Annotated in this window: 21 protein-coding genes; 14 read left to right on the forward strand and 7 right to left on the reverse strand. The window is 46.4% G+C overall.

All coding sequences use genetic code 11. The features are described 5' to 3' along the window. Window positions 1–9: 9 nt before the first annotated feature. The gene (locus ACYX4J_RS01150; protein WP_413663548.1) at window positions 10–561 is read left to right on the forward strand and encodes a DUF4136 domain-containing protein; all 552 of its coding nucleotides are present in this window, start codon (window positions 10–12) and stop codon (window positions 559–561) included. 69 nt (window positions 562–630) lie between these two features. Here ACYX4J_RS01150 and ACYX4J_RS01155 read toward each other — a convergent pair whose 3' ends face one another. Then, on the reverse strand, window positions 631–1683 hold the full coding sequence (locus ACYX4J_RS01155) for a glycosyltransferase (RefSeq protein ID WP_444895910.1): 1053 nt from the start codon (window positions 1681–1683) through the stop codon (window positions 631–633). Window positions 1684–1720: 37 nt separating this feature from the next. Continuing rightward, a complete protein-coding gene (locus tag ACYX4J_RS01160; RefSeq protein ID WP_444892190.1) occupies window positions 1721–2761 on the reverse strand; it encodes a glycosyltransferase family protein in 1041 nt (346 codons plus the stop codon). 146 nt (window positions 2762–2907) lie between these two features. On the opposite strand from ACYX4J_RS01160, the gene ACYX4J_RS01165 reads away from it, so the two are divergent. The 10 genes from ACYX4J_RS01165 (at window position 2908) to asnB (ending at window position 15073) form a co-directional block, all read left to right on the forward strand. Then, window positions 2908–3570, forward strand: a complete 663-nt coding sequence (locus ACYX4J_RS01165) for an NUDIX domain-containing protein (protein ID WP_445360998.1) — start codon at window positions 2908–2910, stop codon at window positions 3568–3570. Between the two features lie 87 nt (window positions 3571–3657). After that, window positions 3658–4179: a DUF1249 domain-containing protein gene (locus ACYX4J_RS01170; protein ID WP_413663544.1), complete on the forward strand. Its 522-nt coding sequence runs from the start codon at window positions 3658–3660 to the stop codon at window positions 4177–4179. 41 nt (window positions 4180–4220) lie between these two features. Beyond that, window positions 4221–5045: a 3',5'-cyclic-AMP phosphodiesterase gene (gene cpdA, locus ACYX4J_RS01175; protein ID WP_444892187.1), complete on the forward strand. Its 825-nt coding sequence runs from the start codon at window positions 4221–4223 to the stop codon at window positions 5043–5045. Window positions 5046–5389: 344 nt separating this feature from the next. Continuing rightward, the gene (locus ACYX4J_RS01180) at window positions 5390–6064 is read left to right on the forward strand and encodes a hypothetical protein (RefSeq protein ID WP_444934337.1); all 675 of its coding nucleotides are present in this window, start codon (window positions 5390–5392) and stop codon (window positions 6062–6064) included. A gap of 102 nt (window positions 6065–6166) precedes the next feature. Beyond that, window positions 6167–6760 (forward strand): YqiA/YcfP family alpha/beta fold hydrolase, encoded by a 594-nt coding sequence (locus ACYX4J_RS01185; protein WP_413663541.1) that lies wholly within the window; start codon window positions 6167–6169, stop codon window positions 6758–6760. A gap of 12 nt (window positions 6761–6772) precedes the next feature. Next, window positions 6773–8659, forward strand: a complete 1887-nt coding sequence (gene parE, locus ACYX4J_RS01190; RefSeq protein WP_444940595.1) for a DNA topoisomerase IV subunit B — start codon at window positions 6773–6775, stop codon at window positions 8657–8659. Window positions 8660–9152: 493 nt separating this feature from the next. Next, window positions 9153–9662 carry a hypothetical protein gene (locus ACYX4J_RS01195; protein ID WP_476177687.1) on the forward strand — a complete coding sequence of 170 codons (510 nt, stop codon included), beginning with the start codon at window positions 9153–9155 and terminating at the stop codon, window positions 9660–9662. Between the two features lie 1384 nt (window positions 9663–11046). Beyond that, window positions 11047–11994 carry an FG-GAP repeat protein gene (locus ACYX4J_RS01200; RefSeq protein ID WP_476177688.1) on the forward strand — a complete coding sequence of 316 codons (948 nt, stop codon included), beginning with the start codon at window positions 11047–11049 and terminating at the stop codon, window positions 11992–11994. A gap of 129 nt (window positions 11995–12123) precedes the next feature. Next, entirely contained in the window at window positions 12124–12702 is a 579-nt protein-coding gene (locus ACYX4J_RS01205; RefSeq protein ID WP_476177689.1) for an FG-GAP repeat protein, read from the forward strand. A 436-nt stretch (window positions 12703–13138) separates the two neighbouring features. After that, a complete protein-coding gene (gene asnB, locus ACYX4J_RS01210; protein ID WP_413663537.1) occupies window positions 13139–15073 on the forward strand; it encodes an asparagine synthase (glutamine-hydrolyzing) in 1935 nt (644 codons plus the stop codon). A gap of 150 nt (window positions 15074–15223) precedes the next feature. On the opposite strand, the gene ACYX4J_RS01215 is transcribed toward asnB, so the two are convergent. Then, window positions 15224–16015, reverse strand: coding sequence for an SDR family NAD(P)-dependent oxidoreductase (locus tag ACYX4J_RS01215; protein WP_413663536.1), 792 nt, complete (start codon window positions 16013–16015; stop codon window positions 15224–15226). A gap of 111 nt (window positions 16016–16126) precedes the next feature. On the opposite strand from ACYX4J_RS01215, the gene ACYX4J_RS01220 reads away from it, so the two are divergent. Next, window positions 16127–16483 (forward strand): winged helix-turn-helix transcriptional regulator, encoded by a 357-nt coding sequence (locus tag ACYX4J_RS01220; RefSeq protein ID WP_413663535.1) that lies wholly within the window; start codon window positions 16127–16129, stop codon window positions 16481–16483. 60 nt (window positions 16484–16543) lie between these two features. After that, window positions 16544–17257, forward strand: coding sequence for an NUDIX hydrolase (locus tag ACYX4J_RS01225; RefSeq protein WP_413663534.1), 714 nt, complete (start codon window positions 16544–16546; stop codon window positions 17255–17257). Between the two features lie 20 nt (window positions 17258–17277). Here the strand turns inward: ACYX4J_RS01225 and ACYX4J_RS01230 are convergent, their stop codons facing one another. From ACYX4J_RS01230 to ACYX4J_RS01240, 3 genes are all read right to left on the reverse strand, one after another. Continuing rightward, window positions 17278–18117 carry an ADP-ribosylglycohydrolase family protein gene (locus ACYX4J_RS01230; protein ID WP_475709275.1) on the reverse strand — a complete coding sequence of 280 codons (840 nt, stop codon included), beginning with the start codon at window positions 18115–18117 and terminating at the stop codon, window positions 17278–17280. A gap of 34 nt (window positions 18118–18151) precedes the next feature. After that, a complete protein-coding gene (locus ACYX4J_RS01235) occupies window positions 18152–19567 on the reverse strand; it encodes a nicotinate phosphoribosyltransferase (RefSeq protein ID WP_475709276.1) in 1416 nt (471 codons plus the stop codon). Between the two features lie 204 nt (window positions 19568–19771). Then, window positions 19772–20884, reverse strand: a complete 1113-nt coding sequence (locus tag ACYX4J_RS01240) for a bifunctional nicotinamide-nucleotide adenylyltransferase/Nudix hydroxylase (RefSeq protein ID WP_476178640.1) — start codon at window positions 20882–20884, stop codon at window positions 19772–19774. Window positions 20885–21023: 139 nt separating this feature from the next. Here ACYX4J_RS01240 and ACYX4J_RS01245 point away from each other — a divergent pair, with 139 nt between their 5' ends. After that, window positions 21024–21419, forward strand: coding sequence for an FAD-binding oxidoreductase (locus tag ACYX4J_RS01245; protein ID WP_282931030.1), 396 nt, complete (start codon window positions 21024–21026; stop codon window positions 21417–21419). A 57-nt stretch (window positions 21420–21476) separates the two neighbouring features. On the opposite strand, the gene ACYX4J_RS01250 is transcribed toward ACYX4J_RS01245, so the two are convergent. Beyond that, window positions 21477–22391, reverse strand: coding sequence for a LysR family transcriptional regulator (locus ACYX4J_RS01250; protein ID WP_444916190.1), 915 nt, complete (start codon window positions 22389–22391; stop codon window positions 21477–21479). Between the last annotated feature and the right edge of the window lie 28 nt (window positions 22392–22419).

Here is a 22419-nt window from a genome sequence, read left to right on the forward strand (position 1 = left end):
GGAGTTTTTATGCGCTATTTATTAACAGGCTTGCTGAGTATCTTGGTATTGGCGGGTTGCCAGGAGATACAGGTTGAAAAAGCCGCTACCGGGGAGCCACCGGTTGCCTTTGCCACGTATAAATGGGGGGTAGCGCCGTTGAGTGGCTCAGAAGATGCCTCTGCCCAGCTGGTGGAGTTGGATGAAGAAATGCGGGATACCGTTGCCGCAGAGTTACAGCAACGAGGATATCGCCAAGTCTCCCAGGACCAAGATGCGGATATGGTGGTGGATTACCAGGTTGCGGTAGTCGATGAGTTTTTCTCCGGTGATACCCGGGATCCCAGCTGGGACAAACAGTTTGATAGCAATGCGCCACAGGATGTGGTGGAACTACCGCCCCTGACAGATGCCCCCTTGGTGATTATGAGTGTGGGTATTGGGCGCCCGGGCGGGGCTGTGATTTGGGGGGGGAGAGCCAGCGAATTGTTAACACGCCCCGATAGTATTGAGCAGCGTCAACGACTGATCGCCAATGGGGTTAGCGCTCTTTTGCGGGATTTGCCCCCGGCCTATCAATAAGTACGATTTGGCACGAAACGAAAAATACGATTTAGCAGCCACCGGGTATTCGGTGGCTGCCATTCACCGCTAGCGCCCTTTCTTCATCAGGTTTTCGTATAGATCGATATAGGAGTCGACGATAACCTGTTTCGCATAAGTCGTTGCGTACTCCTCGGCCGCATTTTCGATCAGGCTTTGGCGCAATTCCGGCGACTCGATAACGGACTTCATGGCTTTGGCCAGTTCATCGGCATTATCGATAGGGGTAATCAGACCGGTTTTGCCATTGGTAATCACTTCTCCAGGGCCCTGAGAGTCTGTCGCTACTATAGGGCAGCGATGGGCCCAGGACTCCATCACAATAGAGCCCAGGCCCTCATGTCGAGAAGGGCACACGAACATATCCGCAGTGCGCATCAGGGTGGTGACATCATTGCGCCAACCGAGGAAGCGAACCCGCTCTTCCAGGCCGAGTCGGTGGCACAGGGATTTCAACTTGCTCTCCTCAGGGCCACTACCTGCAAGCCACAGAGTGGCGTTGGGTACCTGGGTGAGTGAATGCAGGAGGGTGTCGAACCCTTTATTGATATGCAGGCGGCCTGCAGCCAGTATCAGGGGCCGGTCTTCCGAAGTATTGAAGCTATTTCTAGGCAGCGGATTAACTGGTGTCTCATCGGCAAAATTGGGGATATGGAAAATCTTATCCTTGGGGATGCCTCCGTCCCTTAAATGCTGGCAGATACCTTTGCTGATGCCGATCCAATAATCTGCGTGACGGTAATACTTCAGGTTGTAATAGTGCCCTAGGCGGCTTACCAATCGGTATTTTTCAGAGTTGGGGGTGATTGAAGTGGCACGTCCCATCCAAGTCATCACGATATCCGGTTGCCATTGGTTCAGGGCATCCCGGTATTTTTTTCGGCCGAGAAAATCCAGCTTGCCACCAAATTTAAAACCTTCGGTTTCAACACTGTTGCTACGCAGTGCCTGTACCCGGTGATCGTGGTTGCGAATAAACGCTTTTTCTGTAATTTCGCTGCGGGGATTTAATCCACTGACGAGACGCACAAAGAAATTCTCAGCACCACCGTGCTCAGCACCGGCGAGTATCTGTGCGACTCGAATTGGGTTATTACTCATAATCTATTGCATCTGATCGAATAGAGTGGGCGTAACACTACCTGAGTGTGCCATCCAGATTGATATCTTGAGCCCAAGCATAGTCGTGGCTAAAAGGCTGTAAGCTTGTGGCTTCGACAATGTACTGAGCGTAGAGCTTCGAGTTCATTTCATTGTGGAAAAACTCCCTGGCCCGTGCGGCCCAGGCGCGTCGCTTGGCATCGTCACCGTTAAATTCGCGGATTTTTTCTAATAGGTCCTGCTCATCGGAGAAATAAACGACGCTCTCAGCAGGCAACAAGTCGTCAAAATGTAATTTATCACTGGTGAACTGCAAAATACCGTTGCCCGCCAACTGCGCCATGCGTGCTGAGGAGTACCAGTAATGGGTATCCTGGCGATTGAAATTCAGTCCCATTTTGGTTTGAGATAGAGCGTGGTCGTAGTCGCGGCCCCAAACGGGAGCCTCGCCGAAGCTGCCATAGGTTTTAAAGTTCAGTGAATCCCCCAAGGCATCTTTCAGGTTTTTAACCATTTGCAGACGCTTGGTGAAATTATTGCTGTTACTACAGAAAAGCAGGTCGATGGCTAAATCTGTGCGTTCAGCGTTATTGAGGTTTTCAATCGAGGGTTCAACCGGGTTCGGCATGTGATAAACACGAGCACCAAAGCCCTCAAATATTTTCAGTTCTCTTCGCCCGGTGGATACAAAAACTGCATCGGCGACTTCTGCGCGGTATTTGATTCGCTCGACATTGCTGGGAACAAAGAGGGGATCATTATTGCAGTGAGCGATAAAGCAATTGGGCAGGCGTTGCTTAATGGCCTTCAGGGTGTCGTTAGTGATCATATCGCAGTGGCCTGCGATGATCAGGTCTGGCTCAAAGGCCTCGACAGTTTCCATCAAGCGTCGGTTCGCCTTTTTTACACCCAGGTCGCGAATACCAAAGGGTGCCTCAAATGCGGCGATATCGCGGTCGCTGAACACTTGGGTGTAGTGGTCATTTTTAATCAGGCCGAAGGTGAGCTTTTGTGCCCAGCTAACCCTTGTCTTGCCATAGCGCCGTAGCTGCTGATAGGCGATATTCAGCACTCTCATGTTGTGTACTCTCGAAATTCAACACGGAAACCCGGATAGCCTCTGCAGTCAGCGGCTGGTACGGTGGGCGCAGAGTATAACAGCTGGTACCCCGGTCTTGTCGCGGAAGCAGCGCGGCAAAACCGAAACCTAGGGAAAGACGAACCATGCCACAAGATAACAGTCGAACTGATTTAAACCCGGAGTTCACCGCTGATTCGGTAGACATAATTTCCAGGGAAACCGTGTTTAAGGGATTTTTCACTATGGTGCGCCTGCGATTGCGTCACCGCTTGTTTCGCGGGGGTTGGAGCAATGAAATAGAGCGGGAACTGTTTCAGCGCGGAGAGGCCGTTGGAGTCTTACTTTACGATCCTGTCAGGGACCTGTTGGCACTTACCGAGCAATTCCGCACTGGTGCCCTGGGGCGCCCAGCAGGGCCTTGGTGTCTTGAAGTGGTAGCCGGTATGGTGGAGAAAGGGGAGAGTCTGGAGGATGTAGCGCGCAGAGAGGTGTTGGAAGAGTCTGGATGTACTGTGGACGCCCTGCATTTTATCCACAGTTATATCCCCAGCCCAGGGGGCAGCTCGGAGCGGATACATCTGTATTGTGCCCTGGTAGATTTGGAGCAGGCCGAGGGCGTATTCGGCTTGGCTGAGGAAAATGAGGATATCCGTTTGCGGGTATTCCCGAGGCAGAACGTCGTAGATGCGATGCGGGGGAATTACGGCCCGGGAGAAAACCCGATAGACAATGCCACCACACTGATTTCGGTGCAGTGGCTAGAGTTAAATCGGAAGCAGTTTACTCATATGACGCCACCCTCCTGAGCGGTCACAGCTCTTTGCGCTACTTTACCCGCACAAAAGGTAAACTGAGATGTAAGTCACGGCGGCAAATGAATTGGAGTGTTGATAATGGCTCTAGTACGTGAGGTAGGTGCGCGCCAGCGCAGGCAGATGAAAATGTCGCCAAATGGCAACGGTAAAGCAGTATATCGCGTCGATTTACCGTCTTATCATGCCGACTGCGACGCTAACTACCTACGTCTACTGAGGCTGCTACCTGAGCTTTCAGAGAGAGAGCAATGGTGCTATCAAATCCCTGGTGGCAGCTTAAAGCTGAGAGTGGTAGCGAGATCCAGGTACACCACAGAAGTGTCACTGGACGCAGAGGTAAATCTCAGTGAAAGCCACTGGCTGGCATCTCCCAACCTGACCGCTCGTCTCTATCACGATGCGCGGATGGCAGAGGTGATAGCAGTTAATGGCTGTGGACCGGTAGGTGGTAAAGGAGTGGATATCGCTTACCCAAATTCCCGTATGCAGCGCGCAGATGAGAGGCCTCAGGCCAACCGTTTTCTCGGTGAGTGGCTTGAGTACTGTCTTGCAAATGGTCGCGCAGAATTTCAATTAGTGCTGGATGGCCGAAAAATTTAATTCTGCGGTAGAACACATGGATGTGATTACAAGGTGAGCAAGTGATTCGCGAGCACAATGAGCCTAGCAGGTCCGATAAGACCAATTCATATCGTCTGATCCAAATAACAGACCCACACATTGGCAGCCGGCCGGATTATCAACTACTGGGTTTGGATACCGGTCATACTTTGGATGAGGTACTGTCCGCAATCGTTTCCAGGCAGCAGGCAGCGCAGCTGCTGGTGGCGACAGGAGATATTAGCGCGAATGGGGCCGAGGCCTCTTACCGCCGGTTTCTTCAGAAAATGCGCAGGGTGCAGAAACCTTGGTACTGGCTACCGGGGAATCACGACTTAAGCTCTCGTATGAAACAGCTGGCCCCACAACGCTGTACAGAAGTGGTTGCCCTAGGAAATTGGCGCCTCTTGCTTCTCGATACCAGTGTTGAAAACCAGATATGTGGCGGTCTCAGCGAAGCTCAGCTTGAGCGTTTGCAGCTGCTGCTTTGGGAAACCCGGGAACACCCGGTAATGATCATGATGCACCACCAGCCGGTACAGGTGGGTAGTAAGTGGATTGATGGCCATATGCTGCGCGATGGACGTGAGCAACTCTTGCAAATGGTATCCAAAGCGCCCCAAGTCAAAGCGCTCGTGTGGGGCCATGTACACCAGCAGTTTGATAATCATGAGGGTCGGGTCGGCTTACATGCGACACCTTCCACATCTGTACAATTTACTCCGGGTAGTGGGCCTTTTGCTGTAGACGACGAGATGCCGGGATATCGTTGGTTCGATTTATATGATGACGGTAGCTATAAAACCGGGGTCGAACGGGTTGAGGTTTCAAAATACTCTGTCGATTTTGCATCTTCCGGCTACTGAGTCACTTCTCCTTGAGGTGTGCCTGCTTTTTTGAAGTCCCACTTTGTGGGATTTCTATCGTTTTATTTGAGAGTTTCTAGCTCGCCTTTATTTGTAAAGCCTCCCTTTACGAACTTACCATTATCTTTTTTGTCTTCTGACCGTACAATGAAATTTCCCCAGACTTATGATCATTGATGATATTTGTTTAATGGGGCATACCAGAATCAATAGTAGTATTTGACAGTTGATAAAATACGCTAATAGGTACTGGGGTTTTATTTGCGCTACTGCCCCTCATTTCATGCGTATTTTGCAGCTACTCCGTCCGCTAAGTGGATAACATCGGGAAGTGAGGAATAATAATGAACAGAATATTTGTTTTACCGCTCATTGGCTTGGCGTTATTAGTCGGTGCCTGTGCTCATGATCCCAGTAAGGTGGGGGACTCAAAGTTGGCTGAACAGGAGGATAGCCAAGGTTTGGTTCCCAGATCCAGCTCGCTGGATGAAGTTGCCGCAGCCTTTGCTTTTGATATGAGCGGCTCCAAAGTGTTTATTGCCCCTGTGCAAATTGACTACACCAAGCGTTTTTCTTCGTTGCCGCGCACCCGCTACAGAGAGAAAGATTACGAGCTGGATGATAGGGACCTACAGCAGATGAATGCACTGTTGGTCAAAACGTTTGCCGAGAAGTTTCTCGAACCGCGTAACAGCGTGGTAGCAGAGGAGCAGGAAGAGGCAGATTACACATTGTCCTTATCCCTGGAGAAATTTTCGGTAGCTGCGCCACTGGACCCCTCTCCCTGGACCTGGCGCGTCTACACCGAGCAGAGTGCCTATGGGGTACTGGTTGGAACTCTTTATGATCGAGAGGGCAATGCAGTGATGCGCTTCCGGGATCGCCGCGATATCGGTGAGAACTTTGGTGCCTATGGCCCGGGTGGGCGCATGGAGCGCTTTACCAGTGTTACTTTCTGGTCTGATATGCGTGTAGATATGGGGCGGGCCTTTGCCAGTTTGAATCGCACATTGCTGTGATTCCCACACGGTTTGAGGCTTCTGGTTACATAGCGCCCCCGATTGACGATATGGGCGCTATAATCACCGCCTATGCAAACTAATGATCTTCAGGGAAGGCCGGTGCTGATATATCTGCACGGCTTCCTTTCATCACCACAGTCCTTCAAATGCCAGTTGATGCGAGAACGGCTCCAGGCCCAATACCCGCATGTTACCTTCTGTGCACCGCAGATTCCTCCCTATACAGAGGAGGCGCAGAAATCTTTGGTGGCTCTTGTGGAGGATCTCCTTCGGCAGTCCGATAGGGGGCCCATTGGACTGGTAGGGAGTTCTATGGGGGGATTTTGGTGCACTTACCTTGGTGAGCGCTTCCGATTGCCCGCTGTACTGATAAATCCCGCAGTGCGCCCCGCGCGCTTTATTCCAGCCTATGTGGGGAAGGTTTTAAAACCCTATAGCGGTGAAGAAGAGGAATTCCGTCTTACCCAGGTTGATGTAGATGCCATGCAGCGGGTACAGGCTGAATTGGAGAAGCCGTTACAGAGTCGCTACTGGTTACTCGCCCAGCGCGGGGATGAAGTTCTGGATTATCGCGATGCGCAGGATTTCTACCAAGGGCAACGCCAGACCATTGAAGACGGTGGCGATCATAGTTTTCAGGAGTTCGCACGCTATTGCGACCCTATCACCGAATTTCTATTTAACGAGCAGTAATCAATAAGAATTATGGCTAATTATTCCGCCGAAGATATTGAGGTACTCACGGGACTAGATCCGGTGCGTAAGCGCCCCGGGATGTATACCGATACCGCACGCCCAAATCACCTGGCTCAGGAGGTAATCGACAACAGTGTCGACGAAGCCCTGGCCGGACATGCCAAGAAAATTGAAGTGGTGTTACACAAGGACCACTCGCTTTCTGTCAGCGACAACGGCCGCGGTATGCCTGTCGATATCCACCCCGAGCAGGGACGGCCTGGTGTAGAGGTTATCCTCTCCACTCTGCACGCCGGCGGTAAGTTTTCCAATGACAATTACCAATTCTCCGGCGGCCTTCACGGTGTTGGTGTTTCGGTGGTTAATGCCCTCTCAAAAGTACTGGAGGTTACTATCCAGCGAGATGGCAAAGTTCATCGCATTGGCTTTAAGGATGGAGAAAAGGCCTCCGACCTGGAAGTAGTAGGTGAGTGCGGCAAGCGCACAACAGGCACCAGTGTTCGCTTCTTACCTGACCCCAAGTATTTTGATTCCGCCAAATTTTCAGTGGTGCGCTTGCGACATCTTCTGCGTGCCAAGGCGGTTCTCTGCCCGGGTCTCACGGTTACGTTTATCAATGAGCAGGATGGCGAGTCCGATGAGTGGTATTACGAAGATGGCCTCAAGGACTATTTGGCCGCTGCAAATCAGGGCTGGGAAGTACTGCCAGCAGAACCATTTGTAGGTAGTTTTGCAGCTACCACTGAGGCGGCAGACTGGGCGGTCCAATGGTTGCCAGAGGGCGGAGAGGTCACCGCTGAATCCTACGTAAACCTGATTCCCACCGCCCAGGGCGGTACCCATGTTAACGGTTTGCGGGCCGGCCTGCTGGAAGCAATGCGCGAATACTGTGAAATCCGCAATCTGCTACCGCGCGGAATTAAATTGGGACCAGAAGATATTTGGAGCCAGTGTTCTTACGTTCTCTCTGCCAAACTGGCTGATCCCCAATTCTCGGGCCAGACAAAAGAAAGACTTTCCTCCCGTGAAGCGACCGCATTTATTTCCGGTGTCGCCAAAGATGCATTCAGCTTGTGGCTGAACCAGCATACGGAAGAGGGCGATAAACTGGCGGAACTGTGTATTGGCAATGCACAGAAGCGCATGCGCTCCGCGAAAAAAGTTGCACGTAAAAAAGTTACTCAGGGACCGGCCTTACCTGGCAAACTGGCAGACTGCTCCAGTGGCGATACCACGCGCTCCGAACTCTTTCTGGTGGAGGGGGATTCAGCTGGTGGCTCCGCCAAGCAGGCGCGAGACCGGGAGTTCCAGGCTATCATGCCTCTGCGCGGTAAAATCCTGAATACCTGGGAAGTTGACTCAGGGGAAATTCTCGCTAGCCAGGAGGTGCATGATATCGCTGTAGCCCTCGGTGTGGACCCGGGCAGCGATAACCTGGAAGGCTTGCGTTACAACAAAATCTGTATCCTCGCCGATGCCGACTCGGACGGCCTGCACATTGCCACGCTGTTATGCGCGCTTTTCTTGCGTCATTTCCGGCCGTTGGTCACTAACGGTCATGTCTATGTGGCAATGCCACCACTGTTCCGAATTGATATCGGTAAAGACGTTTACTATGCACTGGATGAATCTGAGAAACAGGGCATTCTCGATCGTATCAGTGCGGAAAAGAAAAAGGGCAAGATTCAGGTAACCCGATTTAAGGGATTGGGAGAAATGAATCCTATGCAATTGCGTGAAACTACGATGGACCCCAATACTCGTCGTCTGGTACAGCTTTATATCGATTCAGGCGATGATAGCAATCAGCTTTTGGATATGCTCCTGGCTAAGAAGCGCGCTGGCGACCGCAAGCAATGGCTGGAAAGTAAAGGAAATCTGGCCGAAGTGGGTTAAGCTCTTAGCTTTCTAACATAGATACTGGTGTTGCCTTAGTGTACTAAGGCAACAGATCAGTGCATATGATTAATATGGAGCGCTCTTCTTTTTGAGGGGCTCTATCTCTCTTTCAGAAATTGTATCAGTTATTCAACTTAATGGATGCTAATTCAGCTGGATATTATTTAATTCCTTTAGTTTAAATTTCTTGTTTTAGAATTATACTTATTTAAAACAGACAATTTCATTGATACGAAAATATATAGCCTTAGCATCTATGTGATATTTTCGATAAAAAAGAAGTGCACAAATCAATCCATTCTATTGGGTTTACTATTTTGTCATTTTCTAATTACCTATAGTCTAAACTTTTTAAAGATGAAATAAGCACTATGTGACAAGTGCCTATATAATGTCTCAATAGTAAGACTAGCAGTGTTGGGTATTTTGAAAGTCTAAAGCGACAGCATCAAAAGTTATATAATTAATTCCTGCTTGACGAGATTAAATTTTGAGTATGTTGTGGGATACATTAAGTGCCGTTGGTGAGCTTGTTGGTGCCTTTGCGGTTGTCGCATCTTTAGTCTATCTTGCCGCTTTAATAAGAGTTCAGAATAAAGAATCGAAGATTGCGTCTATGCATGAGATATCCATTGCTCATCGAGAAGCTGTGGCAGCAATTTGTGACGGACCAATGGCGGACATCTTTGCGAAGGCGATGAAGGATTTTGATTCTTTGTCGAGTGCCGATACTTTAAGGATCATTGGTTTTGTATATCGTTTTTTTAAAATCTGGGAAGAGGCCTATTTCCAATATAAGGCAAACAGGTTGGATTTTACTATTTGGGATTCAATGACTCGTCAATATACTGCATATTTATCAATGAGCCCTTTTAAAAGGATATGGGAGTTGCGTTCTGAATATGTGGCTCCTGAATTCCGTGATTATGTTAATTCAAGAAAACCAGTAGATTTGGTTTTACCAAATTCAATTAGTAATAGGAGTGATTCCAAAGGTTAATATTAAATCATGCCTTAATAGGGCGGTAATTTATCTAGCTGTTGTAATAGGAGTAGTCATATTAAATTTGGCTGCTGGTAGCATTACACTCAACAAGATCAATAATGATCAAGTTGTGAAAGAGGTGTTTTCTCTCTCCAAGTGCCAACAGGAGCTTGTATAACCGATAGTCAACCCAAAATATATAATGAATGAATATTGTGAGGCCATGGGAGTTATTCAGAGATTCCTTAGTAAATCCAGGATGAGGCTGTCGATTCGAAAATTACGTGCAGAGCGAGCTGGAAGAGTAGTTGAGTATCTAATAGCTTGAGCTCCAAATAAATATTGGAATACTCACAGATTTTTTTTACAAGAAATGACTGCCACACGTTTCTAAACTGCTTTCATATATAAAAAGTATGAGATACGATAAAAATATTACTCTATTATCTAAATGGGCGGAAGCTCACATCTCTTAATTTTGATGTCCGAAAATTGTTAAGCTGTCATCTCATTATCGATTTATTTTGTGTAATTATATGGGGTATCTGGCTTAAAATTTCTAAAAGCTATTCGTATTTTTGTTTGCTAAGAAATTTTTAGTCACATTTCTTTATGAAAACGTACCCTCAAGTTCGGACAGATGTCTAGCCATTAAAGACTTTTAGTTGGGCCTGTTGTTCTAATTTGGAGGGTAAAAATATATTTATTAAAAAAAGTTCACTCTGTCAGTTGAATCTTGTAGGCTGCTTAAAAGTATCAGAATGTTTAGGTGGCAGTTTCATTATGAGTGCCTTATAAAGTCTCGGCTGTAATGTGAAAGGTGATAGTTTATAGGTTAAATTAATAGGTTATGTTTATAGGCATTGCTATTGATTTTGTATTGGTCGGCCGCTCCATTTGGTGTGCAGGATGATTGGCGCAAACTCAATAATAAAAGGTAAATAGTATAGGCGTTGATAAGTGTTTTACACTTTGTTTAGTAGTTATTGCTGCCGGCTGCTGAATAAATAAAATATACATAATAATGTCTGCTCGTCTGAGTGTTTGCTTTTTATGTTTTTATGTTTTTTCATACTGGTTAATTAGCTATTGTGAATTCAAGAATGAACTTCTAAGTCTTAATTGGCAAATTAATAAAGCAGTCTGAGCCCTTAATCCTGTCAAGGCTCTAAAAGAGAATCAGACCTAAGTCTATAAAAGGAGACGTTTATTTACGGATATATTCGAAGTTCATTCGAATTTTACTTCTTGCAGTGGTTCTTGTTGGAAATATTTTAGTGCTAAGGCGATGCGAGAATATTCTGTATTTTCGTGTTGACAATAAAAATCATATCTAATTAAGGGATAAGGATAAGATAGTTTTGAAAAATGATACGATGACCTATAAGGAAAGCATATAGTGAAATTTAATATTAACCTAGTAATCTTGATGTTCAGTGTATATCTTTCAGGTTGTAATGGATCTTCGAGCGGGGGAGATGATCCAGACACAGGTGGCGAGCTTACAGCTGCTACGATGGCGGTCCATTATGAGAAACCTAAAACGCTAACCTTTCGCTGGAGCGATGTTTCTGGGGCAACTTATTATCAGTTATTTGAAAATGCTGATGGGCACTCTGGGTTTGAACCTATTGGAAATCCCATTGCGCCAAAAGAAGAGCGCATTGAATTAGTGGTGCCTTTATTCAAAAAGCTTAATGCCCAATACTTATTGCAAGCCTGCGATGATCAGAGATGTATCGATTCTGATGCGGTAGCGATTGATCAGGATGTGATAGGTAGTATCGGTTATTTTAAACCCAGTAATACGGATGCTGACGATCAGTTTGGTTGGAATCTAGCAATTAGCGATGATGGCAACCTGCTTGCAGTAGGTGCTCCTCGCGAAGATAGCGGTGGTGACCAAGAGGATAACCTGACACCTGATTCAGGTGCAGTTTATATTTTTAGTCGGGAAGATGGCGAATGGACACAGCAAGCCTATCTTAAGTCTCCAGATCCTCAAGAAGCTGCAGAGTTTGGAACTGCATTGAGCCTTAGCGATGATGGTTTTACGCTTGCAGTAGGGGCATTCAAGGAGAACGGGGAAAATGATAATTTTTCTGCGGGTGCTGTTCATATTTTTTCCCGAAGTAATGAAGGTTGGGTCCATAGCGCCCGACTTCAAGCAGACAATCAAGGAAATAATGACCTATTTGGCTATGCCCTTAGCCTTAGTGGGAATGGTTCTACTTTAGCAGTAACCGCACCCAGTGAAGATCATGGTCTTGATGGCGATTCTATTGAAGATTCTGGAGCGGTATATGTGTTCCGTAATGAGGAGGGAGGTTGGTCACAGCATGCCTAGATTAAGGCTACTGATAGTTCTGAGGGGTTAGGTTTTGGCTCTTCGATAAGCCTTGATGATGCCGGGGCTTCATTCGCAGTTGGGGCTTATACTGACAATGCAGAGGCAGGTTCCGTTTATCTATATCAGTTGGATGGTGAATCTTGGGTAGAAGATAGCAAGATATCGGCTAGTAATCCTGTCGCTAGTGATTGGTTTGGATTTGCGCTCAATTTAAGTGGTAATGGGCAAACTCTAGCAGTTGGCGCCCCATTACAAAGTGGATCTAACAGTGGCGCTGTCTACATTTTTTCTCGAAAAGAAAACGCTTGGGAGCAAACTGCCTATTTGAAAGCTTCCAATCCTCATGTATCGGCTTACTTTGGAGAGGCGGTAAACCTGAGTAATGATGGCAGTTTTATCGCCGTGGGAGCATGGGGAGAGAAAAGCTATAGCCAAGGATTGTTCGGAGATAGTACAGACGAATCTTCAAATAAAGCAGGAGCAGTTTATACCTATATATTTAATGGCGTAGACTGGTCTAGTGAGGCTTATATTAAGGCGAGCAACACAGACTCGGGAGACAAATTTGGTGGCTCTGTTGCGCTAAGTGGAGATGGAGCTAGTTTAGCAGTAGGGGCGAACGGTGAAGGAAGTGCCGATAGTGGTTTACTCGCAAGCCCTGAGAACAATGAAGCTTATTCTTCAGGAGCGGTTTATATTTATTGATTGGGCTGTATAATTTGTATTTACGTATAAAGTTAGTTGTTTGAGTTTAAATGGTATTGTTATCATTAATCTAGACCGAATGGAATACGTACAATGTAAATTTTAGAGATCTTTATTCTAAGTAAAGATTTTAGGTTGCTCAGGTAAATCAAAAGATTTTCCTAGAGCAGCAATATATCTAGAGTTTTAGCTAAAGCTTAGCTGGATAGTGAAAGAAAATGATATCTTTAAAATTTATAACTCTCTTTAAGTCTGAGCTTGTAATCAAGCTCAGCTAGTGAAATGTGAGTTTGGTTATAAATTTTAATCTCATACTTATCTCTAGTTCAATTCTTTAATGCATAAGTATTTGTTCGCTTTTTTTTGAGTAGATGGCGCGAAGTACTTTTTTGCTAATCTGAGGCAGTCCTTCTATCGATATTGGGGAGGCAGCAAAATGTGTGGGCTGCTAGCTGTATTTTCAAATACCGTTGTATACAACCGGGAACAGATTTATCGAGCATTACAGACCCTTTCCCATCGAGGGCCTGATGGTGAAGGGTTCTGGTCATCAGGAGATGGACGGGCCTGGCTGGCTCATAAGCGCCTAAGTATTATTGACTTGGAAGGTGGTCAGCAGCCACTATTGAGTGATGATGGAGAGGTAGTCTGCATTGTTAATGGTGAATTTTATAATTATTTAGAGATAAAAGATGATTTGATAAGGCGGAACTATCGTTTTCTTACACAATCGGATAGTGAAATACTTATCGGCCTATATCAAGAGTTTGGCGTTTATTGCTTGGACTATCTTCGAGGAGAATTTTCTTTCGTACTTTACGATAAAAGAAAAAACTTAATATTTTCTGCTCGAGATAGATTTGGAATAAAACCTCTTTTTTATTACTGGGCAGATGGATGCTTGTGTTTTGCATCAGAAGTTAAGGCCTTCAAAGCGCTTGGCTTGCCGATAGATTGGAATCCACATACTTTTTGGCAAGAAATTAGCTTCTTGCATGCTCCAGCCTCTAGCTTATTTAACAATATTCATGAGCTTCCTCCTGGTCATTATGGTTTGGCCTATTTGGATAATCTACAATTTTCGACTCATCTTTATTGGAATTTACACTTCCCCACTATTGCGGAACAAAGAAGTAATGTTTTCGATGAGAAAGAGGTTATTAGTGAGGTGCGCGAGCGCTTCTCTGAATCGATTAAGTTAAGGCTCAAAGCTGATGTACCTGTTGCCTGCTATTTGAGTGGTGGCATAGATGCCTCTTCCGTGCTTGGTATAGCGCAAGGTATGGTGGATAAGCCGATCGATGCATTCACCTTATCTTTTGATCATCCGGCCTATGATGAGTCCTCTAACGCAAAATCCATGACTGATTACTTGGGAAGTAATTATCACCCTGTTGAAATTGATAGTGACACACTGATCTCTTGCTTTGAGGATACTGCTTATACCGGCGAAAAAATGTTCTTTAACGGTAACGCTATCACTAAATATGTTCTAAGCCGAGTTGTTCGAGAGCACGGTTATAAAGTGGTTCTTACTGGGGATGGAGCAGATGAAGTATTTGCTGGTTACGGTTGGTTCAGGCAAGATTTTATCGAAAATTATTTAGATGCAATTCCAAAAAAAGAAAAGCAAGCTATCTTGCAGAAATTGCAGTCTGGTGATCCTGTTTCCGAAGGCGTTTTTATGGCCTCTACAAGAATGCATCAGTCACAGGTGGTGAAGTCAGCCCTTGGCTTCTTTCCAAACTGGATGCAGAGCTTTATGGATATGGGCACAAAGATATTCCCATTGTTTTGTGAGGGTTATGCCGAGTATATACAGAACTTACAGCCTGCAGAAACTCTGTTGGAACACTTGGGAGGTGCCTTTTCGGTTAAGAACAGGTCCATTTTATCAAAAAGTCTATATACCTTTACCAAGTCTATGCTGCCCCACTATGTTCTTACAATGATGGGGGATAGAACAGAAATGGCTCACTCTATCGAAGGGCGCCTACCTTTTCTGGATCATCACCTGGTTGAGTATGTCTCAGTATTGCCGGATAAATACAAGATTCGCGGGTTAACGGAGAAATATATACTCAGAGAAGCCATGAAACCTGTGTTAACAGAGCAAGTATACAAGAAGCAAAAACAGCCTCTTTGGACTCCACCACTTACGGATAAGAAAAACAGGAAACTTTATGAATATATGAAGGATATTGTTCATAGCCGTGCAACTTTGGATATGCCGTTTTTGGACCATAAGAAGGCAATTAGATTTTTTGAGAAGAGTGATAGCTTATTGCAAGCCGATCAGAATGTTGTTGATGCTGTAAAATACCTTATAGTGAGTGGTATTTTGTTGCACAAGCGATTGGTCATGTCTTAGGATTTAATTTTCTACTTTAGATGGTTTTGATGGTTTACTCTGGATATTTAAATAAAAGGTAAAATAACAATTCTTTAGCAGGAGCTGCAGTGCAGGAATTTCTCTAAATTGAGCCCGAATAAAATACTTCTATCCGGGCGTTTTGGTATTCTAGTTTCTCCCAGCAATTACCCCGCCATCAACGTCCCAAATGGCTCCAGTTACCCAACTTGCTTTGTCGCTTAAAAGAAAATCTACGACACCAGCGATGTCCTGGGGGGTACCAATTCTGCCAATAGGGTGAAAGTTATCGAAGGAAGCAAGTGCTTGGTCTATTTCCCCCGAATCGATAAAGGACTCATAGATAGGCGTCTTAACCACCGCAGGGGATACTGCATTAACACGAATTTTGTGATCGGCCAGTTCCATCGCCATATGTTGGGTGAGCGAATGTAAACCGGCTTTGGCCATTGAATAGGCTGAGGAGGGTGTCGCCTTTACGGATTGCTTGGCCCACATGGAGCCAATATTCACTACACTCCCTCCGCCGTTGTCTACCATGTTTCTTGTTACGGCCTGGCTAATAAAGAAGGTGGCACGGTTGAGGTCGAGATAAGTGTCGTAGTCTTCCCGAGTATGTTCAAGAAATGCAGTAGGATTAAAATATCCAGCGGCGTTTACCAGGTATTTAAAATGATGATTGCTGGATTTTATATATTCGATAATATCGCTGATATCAGCCTGTTGATAGAGGTCTGCCTGAAGTGCTTCTGCAGAGCCCATCTGAGTTAATTCGTTGTGGGCTCTTTCAAGTTTGTTGAGATTATTGCCAATAATAACTGTGTGGATTCCCTGTTTCACCAGTAGGTTTGCAATGGCGAGTCCCATACCACTGGAACCACCAACGATTAAGGCAACTTCTTTTTGTTCAGTAGAATCTGGTCTTTTAGTGGAGTCACTCATATTATTTCCTCACTGAGATATGCTCATTACGTGAGTGGAGTTTAGAAAAGAATCGGATAGGTTGAAAAGTAAGCACAAAATGGTGCACTAGTTACTTTTTGGTAAGTATTGATGAAATCAGAGAAAAACATGCTCACGCGAAAGCGCCCGCCCAAGAGAAGTGCCAGAATGGTTGAGACTATCTATGGCTGTAAATGGTCCCTTACTGTCTATCAGCTTCTGGCTGGAGGGGTAAATCGACCGGGGGAGATGGTTCGCAGCGTTGAGGGTTTGACTACCAAGGTCCTGAATGAATGTTTACGAAGAAATATGGAGTTCGGGATACTGGAGCGGATCAGCTATGCAGAGATTCCTCCCCGTGTGGAATATAACGTTACAGAATTTGGACAGAAATTCCTGAGAATTCTGGACGACTTGGAAAAGCTACAAGAGGAAATTGACGGCTCAGAATTATCTGAAAGTAAATAACTTTATCCCACCAATACCTTCGAGTTACACTAAGTGTCTAAATGATACTTGTCTCTCCCTATGAATGAAAAAGACTATATAGCTCGCTATGAGAAGCGTAACTTTGACGCTCCTTTAGTTACTGTGGATGCAGTTCTATTTACCTATCACGAAGGCTTTCTCAAGGTGTTATTGGTTAAGCGCTCGGCTCACCCAGAGAAAGGAAAGTGGGCTTTGCCTGGAGGATTTGTCTCTGAAACCGAAGATAATAGTCTGGAGGCGGCGGTTAACCGAAAGCTAAAAGAAAAGACATCAGTTATACCTCCCTATTTAGAGCAGCTTTATACCTTTGGTGGATCTAGCCGAGACAAGCGCGGATGGTCGATATCGGTTGCCTATACTGCCTTGATTGCCCACCAGCGCTGTGCAAGTGCAATCGATACCGTATCGAGTGTGGACTGGTTGCCTTACTCTCAGATATCTCAATTATCTCTGGCTTTTGATCATCAGGAAATTATTAGTCGTGCCCATGAGCGTTTGGTTCAAAAAGCGCTCTATACTATTGTGCCTGCATTTGCATTACCGGAAACTTTTACCTTGCCAGAGTTGCAGCATGTACATGAGGCAATAATTGGTAAACCAATACAGAAAAAATCATTTCGCAGGCGAATTGAGCAGGCAAATTTGTTAGTAGATACTGGTGAAAAACGTTCTGAAAAAGGTCGGCCTGCAGCGCTCTATCGTTTGAGTGAAAGCTCCGCTGATCATAAATTTATAAGAAATTTAGAGCTTTAACTGAAAAATAGTTTCGCTTCTTAAGATAAAAAATTGTTAACTAATTTTTTATCTAGCTCAATCAAGTATTGGTATCCATAAGTACTATTTTCCAGGCCAGAGAGTAAACTGAAAGGAAGTTCCAAATCGTACTCTCTGGTAAGTGCTGCAAGCCCGCAGGCAATTGCGGCGACACTATCAGTATCACCACCAAAATCTATACAGGTCTTCAATAGTCCAAGGAAGTCTCGATTACTTTGTAGTGCTATATTTACCGCAGCCAAGGTTTCTAAGGCATCACAGTTGACCTTGCCAGACCAGCTTCCTATTAATTTTAGGTTGAGCTTTTTCTCAATAAGCTTGGGCAACTCAATTAGAGTTGATTTTTGGTAGATTAATAGATGTGCCATTAGGGCAACTGCTTGAGCAGATAAGATCCCCTCTTCGGTATTGTGCGTAACGCTAGCTTGGCATTTAGCCACTGTTAGTAGTTGATCAATATCGGGAATAAGCCCAAGGGGTACTGAGCGCATTGCTGCACCGTTACGTTTGCTGTGAGGCCTTATCTTGCGAGTTAGATCCTTTCCAGTTTCACAGCTATCGAGAAGGCTTTGAAAGCCTGATGCATATCCAAGGCGAGGATCACGCTTATAAGCGTGGATAAAAGCTTGTGCAAAGTCCGACTCTTGGGGATTCGAATTCTCAAGAAGGAGCTCAGCAATAGCCAAGCTCATCTGAGTATCGTCGGTATAACAACCGGGTTTGATGCCAAGGGGATGAGAGATATACCCGTTAGTATGATTGTTATTGTTAATAATCTCACGGCTACAAAACTCAAATCCGGCTCCGTAGGCATCTCCAACTGCAATTTCCAATAACATCAAAGCCCCCTAAAGGATTACCGATTAATTAATATTAACTGGCAACAGCCAATACATCTCTACCTTCAACAATAACAGCCCGTTCTCGAATAGTTTCCAAGTCTTGTTCTATAAGTAACTTTCCGTTGCGGTATACGGTTTTTAGCAGATTATTACGGCCGCCAATATCTTGCTCACGAATAGTGTAGGGCGTTCCGTCAGTACGATTTATTAATGCCAAGCGCCCTCTCTTGGAGCGCTTACCGCTATCGGTGGCGGGGTCTTTGTAAACATCCCGCCATAGGCCATCGACTCGAACCGCACTGGCTTTCATGGCGAACCTCATGGTATCTCGGTTAACTTTTTGTAAAAGCTCACCTCCCATACCGAAGCTAATATTTTCAGCGCTCTGTTTTCTGGCCTTCATTGCGCTGAGGATACCCTCAATGGTATGTAGAGAAATCCCGTCACCCTGGATCACCCGAATAAAGTCCGGAAGTACTCGGAAACCTTTACTATTAATGGTCGCTCCGAATATTCTCATCAAGCGCTCAATAGTCTGAGTGACTATATCAACGGGATCGCCGCTATCCGGGCGAATTACCAGGGTGCCGCCATTATTTTCTACCCTCTCTTTTAATTCACCGCCCCAGATATTCTCGATTGCACTCCAAAGATCGTAGCTGTCACTCACTACGGCGACCAGACTGTTGTCACCGCTGAATTGCGTCAGCATATTTTCATAGGCTTTGGCTTCCTGCTCGCGCCCCCAACTGGTCATGGTGCTGTGCTCTGCAGCGGGTATTGAAAATCCGGCCATTGGGGCTGCGTAGTAGCGGCGGCCGGCGAGTACGGCGGCAATGGTGTCTGTGCCTTGGAAATTTACCAGGTGGGCCAGGCCCCCAATCGCAGCTGTCTCTTCGCTGCTAGCACCGCGTGCGCCAAAGTCATGTAGCTTGAAGGGCAGTGAGTCGAGGCCCTCAGCAGTTTCCAGTAAATATCGTTGAATGACCTTTTTGGCTTCCCGGCTTTGGGTGGCAACTGTGGTGGGGTACCAAATTGCGCGCAGCAGGGCGGTTTCGATATAGCTGGTTAGCCAGAAGCACTTGGGGTCTGTATTGACTACTTGGACTAAGACATTCCTAGTCGGGATAACGCTGCCCTCGGGAACTGCTTGAATCTCAATGGGCAGGTAACCCTGATGCTCCTGGAGAATGTATTCCCATCCCTCGCGATTAAATGGCAGGCCATGGGCCAGACAGAGCTCCTCTGCCTCTTCGATGTGCTCTGCGTTGATCGGGGTAGTCAGGTACTGCTTGATAAATGCCTGTAGGCCAAAGAAAACAGCCTCTTTGAACTGGCCGCCCCGGCTCTCGATATAGCTGCTGACATACTGGGTTCCCTCTGGGTACTGAAGGTAGTGGCTGGTTTTATAGCTGTCGACATTCAGGATTGGGTTGTACTGGTTCATCGCGGAAATCCTCCGTGAGTAGTTGTTAGCACCGGTCTCTCCAGTGCGGGCCTTGCCAATTATTGTCTAAAGGACACCAACTAAGTTAATAGTGTCTTTTCGATACTAAGCTGTCAAGTATTGGCGTGTTTTTTTGGGTATTGGTGAAGGTAATGCGAGTTGTTGAATGTGCAAGAGGCGGCAATTGGCCACCTCCTACCAGCTTTAGGCACCGCCAATCAGGGATTGAATGATGTAATAGTGGTCTTCAAATAGCTGCTGAGGGTCCAGATCAGCGAGGGGAACCCAGCGGGCATGGCGAGCGTCGTCACCGCCCTTTACCTTGGGTAGCTGTTGGCTGGGAGCCAGTTCTATGTAATAGGCGTGTGTGATAGTCCTTCCACGGGCCGAGCGATAGGGTTCATCGAATACATCCTGCCGGCGTATAGATCCTTTCAACACTGGTGTCGGGACTTTAAGGCGTGTTTCCTCTCGCAATTCTCGCAGGCAGGCATCGATCAGTCGCTCACCGGGGTCGACAAAACCACCGGGCAGCGCCCATAAACCCCGCCCGGGAAAAGCTCGTCGCTCTATCAGCAGGATATGGCCAGATTGGACCACTACAGCATCGACAGTAACGTGAGTTGGCGGATAGGGAGCGGTGGCCCAGGAGGATCTGTAGCGCTGGATGAATGCCATTTCTTCGCGCATTTCGCCGTAGGCTGGATTGGTCTCCACAAACTCTCTTAAAGCGCCAATAGTGCCCTCTGGCAATTGCTTTTCTTGGTTGAGTGAATTCAACAAGCTATCGGCGCTGTCGGTAAATAGTGCCTCCCTAAAGGGGGTTGCACTGATTTCGTTGTGATTCTCCACCCCAAGGGATCCCCACTGGGGGAAGAGGTTGAGGTAAAAACCGCTCTGGTCTTTCTGGTGCCCGATTAATGCAATTTGAGGTGGCTTGTGGGGAATGGTGTGATGAGCGGTCACTATGCCGTTAACGGAGTTTTGTACATTGCGTACCCACAGCTCATCGTTATAGGGCACATCCATTAAAGGTAGGCAGGTCAGGCGCTTGTTGTCACTCTGGCTTAAGCTTTTCCTGATAAATTGTTCCCGCTCGCGATGAGTCCAGGGGTTGCGAGGATTGCGGGGCTGGTTGGCGGAGCCAATCAGGATAATCAGGTGCTGGGCCTGAGCTAATCCGCACTGGACTACTTTTAGATGTCCGGAATGGAATGGCTGGAATCGACCGATAAAAACGGCAAAATCGTAGTGCAGGGCCATAGCAGCAAGCTCCTTGCTGTGAGTAAACCCCGGTCTCTCCAGGGCTTGAATAATAAGTCTTGAAACATTATGTGTCTAATGGACACTAATGGCAAGTGGGCTTAAATTCAATTTTTAGTGGTTTATCGAAGAGGTGGGGTTATATTCCAGTGTCCGAGCCGATTTACTTTTTTCGAGTGTGTGAGTAGAACTGATGTGCCGCTGGTTGTTGTTCATTTCCTTATTGAGTTTGGAAGCCTTTGCGCAGGAAATAGAACCATTTACTACTGATGGTTGTAGCGCATTTCCCGATGGAACTTTTGATCAACAGGAGTTGTGGCTCGACTGCTGTATTGCCCATGATTATGCCTACTGGAAAGGGGGCACATACGATGAACGCGAGCAGGCGGATAAAGATCTGGAAGTCTGTGTAGCTGGAACCGGGGAAGAAGAAGTTGCACTAATGATGTTACTTGGAGTTCGGGTTGGCGGTACGCCTTTTTTACCCACCCCATTTCGCTGGGGGTATGGCTGGCCCTATTTGCGTGGCTACAAGGCTTTGTCACCGGTGGAATTACAGGCAATAAAACAATCAGAAGGTGAACTTTGACGGTAATTAGGAAAAGCTAGTCACAGAGACAAATTGTTCGCGTTTATTTGAGGTACTTTATTCAATAGGACTAACAGCTAAAGCCTGTAAATAAATATCCGCAAAACCTTCCTTTAGCCACTGCATCAAATTGCGCACCCGTAATAATTGGTGGCGTAGGGGCGGGCATACCATGGAGAGCTCGGTAGACTCAGACCAGCCGGGCAGAATTTCAACCAGACGCCCACTGGCAATATCTGCCTGGACATAGATATCTGCCAGCCGGGTAATTCCAAGTCCCTCAATTGCAGCGCGGTGCATTACCCTTCCGCTAATCAATTTAGTGCTGTTTTCAACTTGCACAACCTGTTGATTCTTACCTCGTGTCAGCAGCCATTGATCTACACTGCCGGAAATTAGCGGTACAGATGCTAAATCAGCAGGTTTTTCTATAGGTCCATATTCTTGAAGGAACTTTGGGCTGGCTACGTATCGGGTTTTGATAGTGTGAAGTTTACGCACGATTAGAGAGGAGTCCGGCAAACTGCCCATACGAATAACCAAATCGTACTGGTCTTGAATCAAATCTACTCGGGTGCTGGAAAAGTCCAGATGAACTCTAACTCCTGGATTGGCCTGCTGAAACTTGATCACCAGCCGAGCAATTAAGCTCTCTCCGATAATGCCACCAACAGCGTTGATGCGGATGTTTCCCTCCAGTCCTCCCTTTGATTCACTGGCCCACTCGGCGGCTGAATCCAACTGCTGCATCGCTTGCTTGCAACGCAAATAGTAACCCTCACCAATCTCGGTAAGACGCAGTTGTCTTGTCGTGCGGTAGAGAAGCTGTATATCCAGGGTTGTTTCCAGCTCTGTGACCAGTTGGCTCAAATTGGCCTTGGAAAAGCCGCTGTCCCGCGCTGCAGCGGTGAAGCTTCCGGCATCGGCCACCTGAATAAATGCACGAATAGCGCGCCATGAGATATTGTTCATAAAAACCAAACAATGTTTTCCTATTGGT

It is taken from the genome of Microbulbifer sp. ABM4_008 (assembly GCF_056311705.1).

Bases quoted from the DNA above. Each gene is read 5' to 3' on its own strand.
- ACYX4J_RS01250 (WP_444916190.1), bottom strand. From the start codon at position 22,391: ATGAACAATATCTCATGGCGCGCTATTCGTGCATTTATTCAGGTGGCC.
- ACYX4J_RS01165 (WP_445360998.1), top strand. From the start codon at position 2,908: ATGCCACAAGATAACAGTCGAACTGATTTAAACCCGGAGTTCACCGCT.
- ACYX4J_RS01225 (WP_413663534.1), top strand. From the start codon at position 16,544: ATGAATGAAAAAGACTATATAGCTCGCTATGAGAAGCGTAACTTTGAC.
- ACYX4J_RS01170 (WP_413663544.1), top strand. From the start codon at position 3,658: ATGGCTCTAGTACGTGAGGTAGGTGCGCGCCAGCGCAGGCAGATGAAA.
- ACYX4J_RS01160 (WP_444892190.1), bottom strand. From the start codon at position 2,761: ATGAGAGTGCTGAATATCGCCTATCAGCAGCTACGGCGCTATGGCAAG.
- ACYX4J_RS01230 (WP_475709275.1), bottom strand. From the start codon at position 18,117: ATGTTATTGGAAATTGCAGTTGGAGATGCCTACGGAGCCGGATTTGAG.
- ACYX4J_RS01150 (WP_413663548.1), top strand. From the start codon at position 10: ATGCGCTATTTATTAACAGGCTTGCTGAGTATCTTGGTATTGGCGGGT.
- ACYX4J_RS01155 (WP_444895910.1), bottom strand. From the start codon at position 1,683: ATGAGTAATAACCCAATTCGAGTCGCACAGATACTCGCCGGTGCTGAG.
- parE (WP_444940595.1), top strand. From the start codon at position 6,773: ATGGCTAATTATTCCGCCGAAGATATTGAGGTACTCACGGGACTAGAT.
- ACYX4J_RS01180 (WP_444934337.1), top strand. From the start codon at position 5,390: ATGAACAGAATATTTGTTTTACCGCTCATTGGCTTGGCGTTATTAGTC.
- ACYX4J_RS01220 (WP_413663535.1), top strand. From the start codon at position 16,127: ATGAAATCAGAGAAAAACATGCTCACGCGAAAGCGCCCGCCCAAGAGA.
- ACYX4J_RS01245 (WP_282931030.1), top strand. From the start codon at position 21,024: ATGTGCCGCTGGTTGTTGTTCATTTCCTTATTGAGTTTGGAAGCCTTT.
- asnB (WP_413663537.1), top strand. From the start codon at position 13,139: ATGTGTGGGCTGCTAGCTGTATTTTCAAATACCGTTGTATACAACCGG.
- ACYX4J_RS01235 (WP_475709276.1), bottom strand. From the start codon at position 19,567: ATGAACCAGTACAACCCAATCCTGAATGTCGACAGCTATAAAACCAGC.
- ACYX4J_RS01215 (WP_413663536.1), bottom strand. From the start codon at position 16,015: ATGAGTGACTCCACTAAAAGACCAGATTCTACTGAACAAAAAGAAGTT.